General features: G+C 57.2%; 11 protein-coding genes and 3 tRNA genes. 13 read left to right on the plus strand and 1 reads right to left on the minus strand.

What is annotated here, in order from left to right; all coding sequences use genetic code 11:
• Positions 1 to 21: 21 nt before the first annotated feature.
• The 13 genes from tpiA to F8N21_RS04765 all read left to right on the plus strand — a co-directional run bounded on the left by tpiA (position 22) and on the right by F8N21_RS04765 (position 11,208).
• On the plus strand, positions 22 to 777 hold the full coding sequence (tpiA, locus tag F8N21_RS04705) for a triose-phosphate isomerase (protein WP_150641019.1): 756 nt from the start codon (positions 22 to 24) through the stop codon (positions 775 to 777).
• 4 nt (positions 778 to 781) lie between these two features.
• On the plus strand, positions 782 to 1,165 hold the full coding sequence (gene secG / locus F8N21_RS04710) for a preprotein translocase subunit SecG (protein WP_150641020.1): 384 nt from the start codon (positions 782 to 784) through the stop codon (positions 1,163 to 1,165).
• A gap of 28 nt (positions 1,166 to 1,193) precedes the next feature.
• A tRNA-Leu gene (locus F8N21_RS04715) sits at positions 1,194 to 1,279 on the plus strand.
• 95 nt (positions 1,280 to 1,374) lie between these two features.
• Positions 1,375 to 1,451, plus strand: a tRNA-Met gene (locus F8N21_RS04720).
• A gap of 142 nt (positions 1,452 to 1,593) precedes the next feature.
• Positions 1,594 to 2,052, plus strand: coding sequence for a ribosome maturation factor RimP (gene rimP, locus F8N21_RS04725; protein WP_150641021.1), 459 nt, complete (start codon positions 1,594 to 1,596; stop codon positions 2,050 to 2,052).
• 47 nt (positions 2,053 to 2,099) lie between these two features.
• Entirely contained in the window at positions 2,100 to 3,581 is a 1,482-nt protein-coding gene (nusA, locus tag F8N21_RS04730; RefSeq protein WP_150641022.1) for a transcription termination factor NusA, read from the plus strand.
• A gap of 27 nt (positions 3,582 to 3,608) precedes the next feature.
• Positions 3,609 to 6,125: a translation initiation factor IF-2 gene (gene infB, locus F8N21_RS04735; RefSeq protein ID WP_150641023.1), complete on the plus strand. Its 2,517-nt coding sequence runs from the start codon at positions 3,609 to 3,611 to the stop codon at positions 6,123 to 6,125.
• 159 nt (positions 6,126 to 6,284) lie between these two features.
• Positions 6,285 to 6,686, plus strand: a complete 402-nt coding sequence (gene rbfA, locus F8N21_RS04740) for a 30S ribosome-binding factor RbfA (protein WP_007942872.1) — start codon at positions 6,285 to 6,287, stop codon at positions 6,684 to 6,686.
• Positions 6,687 to 6,689: 3 nt separating this feature from the next.
• Positions 6,690 to 7,607 carry a tRNA pseudouridine(55) synthase TruB gene (gene truB, locus F8N21_RS04745; RefSeq protein ID WP_150641024.1) on the plus strand — a complete coding sequence of 306 codons (918 nt, stop codon included), beginning with the start codon at positions 6,690 to 6,692 and terminating at the stop codon, positions 7,605 to 7,607.
• Positions 7,608 to 7,751: 144 nt separating this feature from the next.
• Positions 7,752 to 8,021 (plus strand): 30S ribosomal protein S15, encoded by a 270-nt coding sequence (rpsO, locus tag F8N21_RS04750; protein ID WP_150641025.1) that lies wholly within the window; start codon positions 7,752 to 7,754, stop codon positions 8,019 to 8,021.
• A 194-nt stretch (positions 8,022 to 8,215) separates the two neighbouring features.
• Positions 8,216 to 10,321: a polyribonucleotide nucleotidyltransferase gene (gene pnp, locus F8N21_RS04755; protein ID WP_150641026.1), complete on the plus strand. Its 2,106-nt coding sequence runs from the start codon at positions 8,216 to 8,218 to the stop codon at positions 10,319 to 10,321.
• 371 nt (positions 10,322 to 10,692) lie between these two features.
• Positions 10,693 to 10,768 (plus strand) — tRNA-Thr (locus F8N21_RS04760).
• Between the two features lie 134 nt (positions 10,769 to 10,902).
• Complete coding sequence (locus tag F8N21_RS04765; RefSeq protein WP_150641027.1) at positions 10,903 to 11,208, plus strand: DUF6388 family protein; 306 nt, start codon at positions 10,903 to 10,905, stop codon at positions 11,206 to 11,208.
• A gap of 80 nt (positions 11,209 to 11,288) precedes the next feature.
• On the opposite strand, the gene nadC is transcribed toward F8N21_RS04765, so the two are convergent.
• Entirely contained in the window at positions 11,289 to 12,137 is an 849-nt protein-coding gene (nadC, locus tag F8N21_RS04770; RefSeq protein WP_150641028.1) for a carboxylating nicotinate-nucleotide diphosphorylase, read from the minus strand.
• Positions 12,138 to 12,287: the final 150 nt, after the last annotated feature.

Raw genomic sequence — 12,287 nt, forward strand, 5'->3', positions numbered from 1 at the left:
CTTTGACCGACGAGGTACAGCATGCGTCGCCCTATGGTAGCTGGTAACTGGAAGATGCACGGTACCCGCGCCAGCGTCGCTGAGCTGATCAATGGCCTGAGTCATCTGGCCTTGCCAAGCGGTGTTGATGTTGCGGTATTCCCGCCTTGCCTGTTTATCAATCAAGTGATTGATGGCTTGAAAGGCCAGTCGATTTCGGTCGGCGCGCAGAACTCTGCGGTGGAAGCCAAGCAAGGTGCTTTGACTGGCGAGATTGCGCCAAGTCAGTTGGTGGATGCAGGCTGTTCCCTGGTGCTGGTTGGGCATTCCGAACGTCGCCTGATTCTGGGTGAGCAGGACGATGTGCTCAATCGCAAGTTTGCGGCAGCCCAGGCATGTGGTCTGATTCCGGTGTTGTGTATAGGGGAAACCCTCGAGCAGCGCGAAGCCGGAAAGACCCTGGAAGTTGTCGGGCGTCAGCTAAGTAGTATCATCGAAGAGTTGGGTATCGATGCGCTTGCAAAGGCAGTCATCGCTTACGAGCCGGTCTGGGCCATTGGTACCGGGCTGACTGCTTCACCGCAACAGGCGCAGGATGTGCACGCAGCCATTCGCGCGCAGTTGGCGGCAGAAAATTCTGAAGTCGCACAAGGTGTGCGGCTTCTATACGGCGGCAGCGTGAAGGCGGCCAATGCGGTCGAACTGTTCGGCATGCCGGATATCGATGGGGGGCTCATTGGTGGAGCTTCCCTGAATGCAGATGAGTTCGGTGCGATCTGTCGCGCCGCGGGAAACTGAAAAAATGCTGGAAACAGTCGTAGTCGTTTTTCATCTGCTGGGTGCATTGGGCGTAATTGCTCTGGTATTGCTGCAGCAGGGTAAGGGTGCGGACGCTGGTGCGTCTTTCGGAGCAGGCGCTTCAAATACTGTGTTCGGAAGCCAAGGTTCCTCTACCTTTCTTAGTAAGTTTACTGGTATACTTGCCGCAGGTTTCTTCATAACCAGCTTAGGGTTAGGTTACTTTGCTAAAGAGAAAGCTCATGAGCTGACTCAAGTAGGTTTGCCAAATCCAGCAGTGTTGGAAGTTCCAGTGCAAAAACCGGCTTCTGATGATGTCCCGGTGCTTCAAGAGCAAAAGTCGGCACCTAATGCGACTGACGTACCTCCAGCTCAAGAGCAAAAGTAAGAAGGGTTTCAGGTAGTATTGTTGTATTGCCGAGGTGGTGGAATTGGTAGACACGCAACCTTGAGGTGGTTGTGCCCATAGGGTGTAGGGGTTCGAGTCCCCTTCTCGGTACCAATTATCAGGAGAGCCCGCTGTTGCGGGCTTTCCTGTAGGTGGAGGTTCGATTGACCCTGAAAGGGATCGGTCGTATACTTCCGCCCCAGCTTTGTCGCGGGGTGGAGCAGTCTGGTAGCTCGTCGGGCTCATAACCCGAAGGTCGTCGGTTCAAATCCGGCCCCCGCAACCAGTTTTAGCGGAGCCCCTTTTCAGGGGCTTTTTGTTAGCTGGACACTTTATAACGGCGTTATTCGACGGCGTTTCAGGGATGGGCGCTTCGCCCATTTTTTTTTATTTATACAGCATGCAAAAACATGCACGAGGGGGTTCAGGTGTCGAGCAAGCTAGAACAGTTGCAGGCCTTGCTGGCCCCGGTGGTCGTGGCCCTTGGCTATGAATGCTGGGGTATTGAGTTTTCAGCTCAAGGTCGCCACTCACTGCTGCGCGTTTATATCGATAAAGAAGGCGGTGTTCTGGTGGATGACTGCGCCATCGTCAGCCGTCAGATCAGTGGTGTTCTGGATGTTGAAGATCCGATCGCTGTTGAATACACCCTTGAAGTTTCCTCGCCTGGCATGGAACGCCCACTGTTCACTCTTGAGCAGTTTGCAAAATTTGCCGGTGAACAAGTGAAGATCAAGCTGCGTTCACCTTTCGAAGGTCGACGCAATTTTCAAGGCCTTCTGCGCGGCGTAGAAGAGCAGGACGTCGTGGTGCTGGTTGAAGAGCATGAGTTCCTGTTGCCGATCGATATGATCGACAAGGCCAACATTATTCCCAGTTTTGACTGAGACGCGGATCCCGCGGATCCAATGGCTTGCGAAAGGCGAGGCGTACGATGAGCAAAGAAGTACTGCTGGTTGTTGAGTCGGTATCCAATGAAAAGGGCGTACCGGCAAACGTTATTTTTGAAGCGCTGGAGCTGGCTCTGGCCACTGCTACCAAAAAACGTTTCGAAGACGAAGTTGACCTGCGTGTGGAAATTAACCGCCACACCGGTGCCTATGAAACTTTCCGTCGCTGGGCGGTAGTCGAAGAAGCAGATCTGGACGATCCGGCTATCGAGATGTGGGTCGAGCAGGCTCAGGAAGCCCAGCCTGGCGCTAAAGCTGGCGACATCGTCGAAGTAAAAATCGACTCGATCGAGTTTGGCCGCATCGCTGCACAGACTGCCAAGCAAGTCATCGTGCAGAAAGTCCGCGAAGCCGAGCGTGCTCAAGTCGTTGATGCCTATCGCGAGCGTCTGGGAGAAATCATCTCCGGCACCGTGAAAAAAGTGACTCGGGACAACGTGATCGTCGATCTGGGCAACAACGCTGAAGCGTTGCTGGCTCGTGAAGACATCATCTCCCGCGAGACTTTCCGGGTGGGCGTGCGTCTTCGTGCGCTGCTCAAGGAAATCCGCACCGAGAACCGCGGCCCGCAGCTGATCCTGTCGCGTACCGCGCCGGAAATGCTGATCGAGTTGTTCCGCATCGAAGTGCCGGAAATCGCTGAAGGCCTGATCGAAGTGATGGCAGCAGCCCGTGATCCGGGTTCGCGCGCCAAGATTGCGGTCCGCTCCAAAGATAAACGCATCGACCCGCAAGGCGCTTGCATCGGTATGCGCGGTTCGCGCGTCCAGGCAGTGTCGGGTGAGTTGGGCGGTGAGCGTGTGGACATCGTCCTGTGGGACGACAACCCTGCGCAGTTCGTGATCAATGCAATGTCGCCGGCTGAAGTGGCGGCAATTATCGTTGACGAGGATGCCCATGCAATGGACATCGCCGTTGGCGCAGACAATCTGGCTCAGGCCATCGGTCGCGGTGGTCAGAACGTGCGTCTGGCTAGCCAGTTGACTGGCTGGACCCTGAACGTGATGACCGAATCGGACATCCAGGCTAAGCAGCAAGCAGAAACCGGCGACATCCTGCGCAACTTCATCGACGAGCTGGAAGTCGACGAAGATCTGGCACAGGTACTGGTCGATGAAGGCTTCACCAGCCTGGAAGAGATTGCCTACGTACCGCTGGAAGAAATGCTCAACATCGATGGCTTTGACGAAGACACCGTCAACGAGCTTCGCGCTCGCGCCAAGGATCGTTTGTTGACCAAAGCCATCGCTACTGAGGAAAAGCTGGCAGACGCCCATCCGGCCGAAGACCTGCTCTCGCTTGAGGGTATGGACAAGGATTTGGCGATGGAACTGGCGGTGCGCGGCGTAATTACCCGCGAAGACCTGGCCGAGCAGTCTATTGACGACCTGCTCGACATCGACGGCATTGACGATGATCGTGCCGGCAAGTTGATCATGGCCGCCCGAGCCCATTGGTTCGAGTAATTAGGCGCGGCCTGAGGAGAGAAATGCATGACGCAAGTCACGGTGAAACAACTGGCCGATGAGGTCAAAACACCGGTAGAGCGCCTGTTGCAGCAGATGCGTGAGGCAGGTCTGCCGCACACCGCCGCCGAGCAAGGCGTGTCCGATAATGAGAAGCAGGCTCTGCTGACTCATTTGAAGAGCAGTCACAAGGCGAAAGTGGAAGAACCGCGCAAGATCACTCTGCAGCGCAAAACCACCAGCACCCTGCGTGTTGCCGGAAGTAAAAGCATCAGCGTTGAAGTACGCAAGAAGAAAGTCTTCGTACAGCGCAGCCCGGAAGAAATCGAAGCCGAGCGCAAACGCGAACTGGAAGAACGTCGCGCAGTAGAAAATGCTGCACGTCAGAAGGCTGAAGAAGAATCCAAGCGTCGCGCCGAAGAAGAAGCGCGTCGCCAGCCTGCTACTGCGCAATCGTCCGCAAATGACGCTGTTGTAGCGCCTGTTGCTGTCGCCGCACCTGTGCATGAAGCCGCTCCTGTAGTGGCTGCTGCACCGGCTGCCGACACTCGCAAGCGTGATGAGCAACGTCGCCCGGACAAACCACGCAGTGACGACAGCAGTCGTCGCGGCGATGGCGAGCGCAAAAGCAATGCTCCGCATCGTGCAACCGTTAAAGAGAAGGCTCCGGCTCCACGCGTTGCCCCTCGTACTACCGACGAAGAAAGCGATAGCTTCCGTCGTGGTGGTCGCGGCAAGGCCAAGCTGAAGAAACGTAACGCCCACGGTTTCCAGAGCCCAACCGGCCCAGTGGTTCGTGACGTGCAGATCGGCGAGACCATCACTGTGGGCGAATTGGCCGCGCAGATGTCGGTCAAGGCTGCTGAAGTCATCAAGTTCATGTTCAAGATGGGCACTCCGGCGACCATCAACCAGGTACTCGATCAGGAAACTGCTCAGCTGGTAGCTGAAGAACTGGGCCACAAAGTGACCCTGGTCAGCGACACCGCCCTGGAAGATTCCCTGGCAGAATCGTTGAAGTTCGAAGGTGAGGCGTTCTCCCGTGCTCCAGTCGTGACCGTAATGGGCCACGTTGACCATGGTAAAACCTCGCTGCTCGACTACATCCGTCGTGCCAAGGTAGCTGCTGGCGAAGCCGGTGGTATCACCCAGCACATCGGTGCTTACCACGTTGAAACCGATCGCGGCATGGTCACCTTCCTCGACACCCCGGGTCACGCGGCGTTTACCGCAATGCGTGCTCGTGGTGCCAAGGCGACCGACATCGTGATCCTGGTAGTTGCGGCGGACGACGGCGTAATGCCGCAGACCATCGAAGCTGTTCAGCATGCCAAGGCCGCCGGTGTTCCGCTGGTTGTTGCAGTGAACAAAATCGACAAGCCGGGTGCCGATCTCGATCGCATTCGTAGCGAACTGTCTGTCCACGGTGTCACGTCCGAAGAATGGGGTGGTGATACTCCGTTCGTGTCAGTCTCCGCGAAAATGGGTACTGGCGTTGACGACCTGCTGGAAGCAGTCCTGCTGCAAGCCGAGGTTCTCGAACTCAAAGCAACCCCGTCCGCTCCTGGTCGTGGCGTTGTGGTTGAATCGCGTCTCGACAAAGGTCGTGGCCCGGTTGCAACCGTTCTGGTTTCCGACGGTACGCTGCGTCAAGGCGACATGGTCCTGGTCGGTTCGAACTTCGGCCGTATCCGGGCGATGCTTGACGAAAACGGCAAGCCGATTAAAGAAGCCGGTCCATCGATCCCGGTCGAGATTCTCGGCCTGGATGGTACGCCGGAAGCTGGCGACGAGCTGAGCGTAATGACTGACGAGAAGAAGGCACGTGAAGTTGCCCTGTTCCGTCAAGGCAAGTTCCGCGAAGTCAAACTGGCTCGTGCTCACGCCGGCAAGCTGGAAAATATCTTCGAGAACATGGGCCAGGAAGAGAAGAAGACGCTTAACATCGTCCTCAAATCCGACGTCCGTGGCTCGCTGGAAGCTCTGCAGGGCGCCCTCGGCGGCCTGGGTAACGATGAAGTGCAAGTGCGCGTAGTCGGTGGCGGTGTCGGTGGTATCACCGAGAGCGACGCCAACCTGGCACTGGCCTCCAACGCTGTACTGTTCGGCTTCAACGTGCGTGCCGATGCCGGCGCTCGCAAGATCGTCGAGCAGGAAGGTCTGGATATGCGTTATTACAACGTGATCTACGACATCATCGAAGACGTCAAGAAAGCCCTTACCGGCATGCTTGGCAGCGACGTCCGGGAGAACATCCTGGGTATCGCTGAAGTCCGCGACGTGTTCCGTTCGCCGAAGTTTGGTGCGATCGCCGGCTGTATGGTTCTGGAAGGTGTGGTTCACCGCAACCGTCCGATCCGTGTACTGCGCGAAGACATCGTTATTTTCGAAGGCGAACTCGAATCCCTGCGCCGCTTCAAGGACGATATGTCCGAAGTGCGTGCCGGCATGGAATGCGGTATCGGCGTCAAGAGCTACAACGACGTCAAGCCGGGTGACAAGATCGAAGTCTTCGAGAAGGTCCAGGTTGCTCGCAGCCTCTAAGTCGCGAGCTCCAAGAGCCATGGTGGGTCATAGCATGCCAATGCGCTGCGCTCACTCGGGACTCTAAACGCAACGCCCGGTCCGGCTTCTGCCTGGCCGGGCGTTTGCCGCTTTCAGACCACACGGGTTTCACCGTGGGTCAGTGACAGGTAACGATACATGGCAAAAGAATATAGCCGTACCCAACGTATCGGCGATCAGATGCAGCGCGAGCTGGCACAACTGATCCGTCGTGAAGTCAAAGACCCGCGCGTCGGTCTGGTCACCATTACCGCTGTTGAAGTCAGCCGTGACGTCGGTCACGCCAAGATCTTCATCACCGTGATGGGCCAGGACAACGCCGAAGACATCGCCCAGAGCATCAAGGTGCTCAATTCGGCCGCCGGCTTCCTGCGTATGCAGCTGGCTCGCGAGATGAAGCTGCGCAGCGTTCCACAGTTGCACTTCCACTACGACGAAAGCGTCGTGCGTGGTGCCCATCTGTCGGCGTTGATCGAACGCGCCGTGGCTGAGGACAACCAGCACCCGGTCGCGGCTGAACCAGAAGACGCCAAGGAGTAATCGGTGGCTCAGGTCAAACGTATCCGTCGTAACGTCAGTGGCATCATCCTGCTCGACAAACCGTTGGGGTTCACCTCCAACGCGGCGTTGCAGAAGGTCCGCTGGCTGCTCAATGCCGAAAAGGCCGGGCATACCGGCAGCCTTGATCCGCTTGCCACTGGCGTGTTGCCGTTGTGCTTTGGTGAAGCTACCAAGTTCTCGCAATACTTGCTCGATTCGGACAAGGCTTATGAAACCTTGGCGCAATTGGGCAAAACCACCACCACGGCGGACGCCGAAGGTGAGGTTTTGCAAACGCGGGAAGTGACCGTCGGTCGCGCCGATATTGAAGCTGTCTTGCCGAATTTTCGCGGTCAAATCAGTCAGATACCGCCGATGTACTCGGCCCTCAAGCGCGATGGTCAGCCGCTGTACAAGCTGGCCCGTGCAGGTGAAGTGGTGGAGCGCGAACCGCGTTCTGTTACTATTGCGCGCTTGGAATTGCTAGCGTTCGAGGGTGATACTGCCCGGCTGGCAGTGGATTGCAGCAAAGGCACCTATATCCGCACCCTGGTGGAGGATATCGGTGAGCAACTCGGTTGTGGCGCTTACGTGGCAGAATTGCGACGTACCCAGGCCGGGCCTTTCACGCTGGCCCAGACGGTCACGCTGGAAGAGTTGGAAGCAGTCCATGCCGAAGGCGGCAACGAAGCGGTCGATCGCTTCCTGATGCCATCGGACAGCGGCTTGCTGGATTGGCCGCTGTTGCAGTTCTCGGAGCACAGCTCGTTCTACTGGCTTAACGGCCAGCCGGTACGAGCCCCGGATGCACCGAAGTTCGGCATGGTACGGGTACAGGATCATAACGGTCGTTTCATCGGTATCGGTGAAGTGAGCGAAGACGGGCGCATCGCGCCGCGTCGACTGATTCGGTCAGAATGACCGGAACCAGCCTGTGTAACAGCAGGCTGGAACGAGGGTGGCTGTTAACAGGCACGGTCACTACTCACTTTTGAATACAGGGATTTGTCCCTGGCCTGTTGAAGCTGTTTTTCTGAAACAGTTTCCTGATAAAAGGATTGCCTCATGGCTCTCGACGTTCAAGAAAAAGCTCAAATCGTAGCTGACTACCAGCAAGCTGTTGGTGACACTGGTTCGCCAGAAGTGCAAGTTGCACTGCTGACCCACAACATCAACAAACTGCAAGGTCACTTCAAGACCAACGGTAAAGATCACCACTCGCGTCGTGGTCTGATCCGCATGGTAAACCAGCGTCGTAAGCTGCTGGACTACCTGAAAGGCAAGGACGTGAGCCGTTACAGCGCTCTGATCGCTCGCCTGGGTCTGCGTCGCTAATAAGCGATTGCGCTAGAGGTTGGTTGTTTGCTGTGCGTCAGCGGGTTTCCCGCAGGCGCATGGCAAGCTCCCAGCCTCAAGTTTTATCTGGATAGTCGTTTTACCCTGGACAGGCGTTGGGCCGATTCCCGACATTGCCCAAGAATTTCGCAAGAAGACAAGTTCCCCAAGAGCCACAAAGAAGGTAGGACACCGTGAACCCGGTAATCAAAAAATTCCAGTTCGGTCAATCGACCGTTACCCTCGAGACCGGCCGTATCGCCCGTCAGGCCTCCGGCGCAGTATTGGTCACCGTTGACGACGACGTCAGCGTGTTGGTGACTGTAGTCGGTGCCAAACAAGCTGATCCAGGCAAGGGCTTCTTTCCTCTGTCTGTTCACTACCAGGAAAAGACTTACGCTGCCGGTAAGATCCCTGGCGGTTTCTTCAAGCGCGAAGGCCGTCCTTCCGAGAAAGAAACCCTGACTTCGCGACTGATCGACCGTCCGATCCGTCCGCTGTTCCCGGAAGGTTTCATGAACGAAGTGCAGGTTGTCTGCACCGTTCTGTCCACCAGCAAAAAGACTGATCCAGACGTTGCTGCAATGATCGGTACTTCCGCTGCGCTGGCAATCTCCGGTATTCCTTTCGATGGTCCGATCGGCGCTGCCCGCGTTGCGTTCCACGAAAGCACCGGCTACCTGCTGAACCCGACTTACGAGCAACTCAAGGCTTCGAGCCTGGACATGGTAGTAGCTGGTACTTCGGAAGCGGTATTGATGGTTGAATCGGAAGCTAAAGAGCTGACCGAAGACCAGATGCTGGGCGCCGTACTGTTTGCTCACGACGAGTTCCAGGTTGTGATCAATGCTGTCAAGGAACTGGCCGCCGAAGCTGCCAAACCGACCTGGGCCTGGGCTCCACAGCCAGAAGCCACCGCACTGCTGGGCGCTATTCGTTCCGAGTTCGGCGAAGCGATCTCCCAGGCTTACACCCTCACCGTCAAGCACGAGCGTTATGCACGTCTGGGCGAACTGCGCGAGCAGATCGTTGCCAAGCTGTCGGGCGAAGAAGGCCAGCCGACTTCCGCTGAAGTCAAAGCTGCCTTCGGTGAAATCGAATACCGCACCGTTCGCGAAAACATCGTTAACGGCAAGCCGCGTATCGATGGCCGTGACACCCGCACCGTACGTCCGCTGAACATCGAAGTCGGCGTTCTGCCGAAGACCCACGGTTCGGCACTGTTCACCCGTGGCGAAACCCAGGCTCTGGTAGTCGCGACTCTGGGTACTGCCCGTGACGCGCAGCTGCTGGATACCCTGGAAGGCGAGAAAAAAGACCCGTTCATGCTGCACTACAACTTCCCTCCGTTCTCGGTAGGCGAGTGTGGTCGCATGGGTGGTGCTGGTCGTCGCGAAATCGGTCACGGCCGTCTGGCCCGTCGTTCGGTTCAGGCCATGCTGCCTGCTGCCGACGTGTTCCCGTACACCATTCGTATCGTATCGGAAATCACCGAGTCCAACGGTTCGAGCTCCATGGCTTCGGTCTGCGGTGCTTCCCTGGCGCTGATGGACGCCGGTGTGCCGATGAAGGCTCCGGTTGCCGGTATCGCCATGGGGCTGGTCAAAGAAGGCGAGAAATTCGCCGTCCTGACCGACATCCTGGGTGACGAAGACCACCTGGGCGACATGGACTTCAAAGTAGCCGGTACCGCCAAGGGTGTTACCGCGCTGCAGATGGACATCAAGATCAAGGGCATCACCGAAGAAATCATGGAAATCGCTCTGGGCCAAGCCCTGGAAGCGCGCCTGAACATCCTCGGCCAGATGAACCAGATTCTTGCTCAGTCCCGCACCGAGCTGTCGGAAAATGCTCCGACCATGATCGCGATGAAAATCGACACCGACAAAATCCGTGATGTCATCGGTAAAGGCGGCGCGACCATTCGTGCGATCTGTGAAGAGACCAAGGCTTCGATCGACATCGAAGACGACGGTTCGATCAAGATCTTCGGCGAAACCAAGGAAGCGGCTGAAGCGGCTCGTCAGCGCGTTCTGGGTATCACCGCTGAAGCCGAAATCGGCAAGATCTACGTCGGTAAGGTTGAGCGCATCGTCGACTTCGGTGCCTTCGTCAACATCCTGCCAGGCAAAGACGGTCTGGTTCACATCTCGATGCTGAGCGACGCTCGCGTAGAGAAAGTGACCGACATCCTGAAAGAAGGCCAGGAAGTGGAAGTGCTGGTACTGGACGTGGACAACCGCGGCCGTATCAAGCTGTCCATCAAGGACGTAGCAGCAGCCAAGGCTTCGGGCGTTTAATTACCCCCACGCTTAGCGGTTGATCAAGCAAGCGCCCCGACTGGTTCGGGGCGTTTTGCTGTGTGCGGGAAAATCAAAAGATCGCGGCCCGCCTAGCAACTGGCGAAACCTGTTCGGCTGTGCGTAGCAGCTGCCGAAGGCTGCGCTGGGTTGTGCGTAGCAGCTGCCGAAGGCTGCGTTCGGCTGCGAAGCAGTCGTAAAATCAGGCGTTGCGGTGTTTCAGGCAGACCGCGTAGGCAGGATTTACGGCTGTTGCGCAGCCGAACGCAGGCTTCGCCAGCTGCTACGGGGGAGTTATTGCCAGGCTGAAGGAAATTGAGACGCTTGCTCCGGTTGCCTGACCCCATAGTCAGTGCTAGGTTTAGCCCAGCGCCGGTGTAGCTCAGTCGGTAGAGCAGCGCACTCGTAACGCGAAGGTCGCAGGTTCGATTCCTGTCTCCGGCACCAGCGATACTTTGTTTTCAGATGATCCCGAATGGTTCTGAAGGCCAGATAAACCGGGCTTCAAACGGTTTTTTTGCGTCAGAGAGATCCTTGATGATCCAGATCCATCTTCCATTCCCCAGATCAGCGAGAACGACATGACTGTTAAAGAATTGACACAAGAAGCCAGACACGAAGAAGCCCTCAAGAAGTACGTTCTTGAGACGCCCGACTTGATGGAAGAGATCAAGGACCTGAGTGCCGACGATCAGAAAGACCAGATCCAGTGGGCGTTCGAGGACGAGGCAGAAGCCCAGGGCTTGCAGCCGTGGGAGCTGACCCTCAAGTACACCACAAGCCCCGAAGAGTTCGAGGCCGAGCGCCTGGTTCTGCACAAGCAAGCGGCAGAGGTATTGGGCGTCGAGTGGGAAGAGTACTGCGAGATGAACAACCTGGTCGTTTGATAGCAACTTCAAGCTGCAAGCCATAAGCTGCGTGTCTAAACCCAGCTTGCGGCTTACAGCTTGAAGCTTGCAGCTGCTCCTCAGATACTGAGTCGCATCGACAGATCCACTGCCTTCACGTCCTTGGTCATTGCCCCGATAGAGATGTAATCCACTCCGGTTTCGGCAATCGGCCGCAAGCTGCTTTCGTTGATCCCGCCGCTTGCCTCCAACTTGGACTTGCCAGCGTTGAGACGCACCGCTTCACGCATGTCGTCGAGGCTCAGTTCGTCGAGCATGATGATGTCGGCACCGGCAGCGAGCGCCTCCTTCAATTCCTCAAGACTCTCCACTTCGACTTCCACCGGCTTGCCCGGGGCGATCTTGTGGGCGGCACTGATTGCCTGCGCAACGCCACCGCAGGCGGCGATATGGTTTTCCTTGATCAGGAAGGCGTCGTACAGGCCGATGCGATGGTTGTGGCAGCCACCGCAGGTGACGGCATACTTCTGCGCCAGACGCAGCCCAGGCAGCGTTTTGCGCGTATCCAGCAGTTTGACCTGGGTATCGGCGACGAAGTCGGCGTAATACTGCGCCCGGGTGGCAACCCCGGATAGCAACTGCAGGAAGTTCAGTGCGCAGCGTTCACCGCTGAGCAGCGAACGAGCGGGGCCCTCGAGGTGAAACAGCACTTGATTGGGGCTGACTCGTTCACCGTCAGCTACCTGCCAATGCACCGCAACCCGCGGGTCCAGCTGCCGAAATACCGAATCGACCCAGGCGGTGCCGCAGATGACGGCTGCATCGCGGGTGATGATGGTGGCTTTGGCCAGGCGTTCGGCCGGGATCAGTTGTGCGGTGATGTCGCCGCTGCCAATGTCTTCAAGCAACGCACGGCGCACGTTGGCTTCGATTTCGGCGGTCAGGTCGGCGAGATGTAGATTCGGCATAACGGGCTCCACAAACAAAGTGGCTCGATTATAGGGCCATGCCGCGAGCTAACCCAAGGCGGCAAACACTTTCACTTCGCGCTGAAGTCTGCATTTGGTCGCATCATCCGAGTCGTTTGGCCCGGGCGAGTGTCTGAGCTCAAGCCTGTT

The organism is Pseudomonas fluorescens, from assembly GCF_902497895.1.
In the GTDB taxonomy this organism is placed as follows: domain Bacteria; phylum Pseudomonadota; class Gammaproteobacteria; order Pseudomonadales; family Pseudomonadaceae; genus Aquipseudomonas; species Aquipseudomonas fluorescens_BP.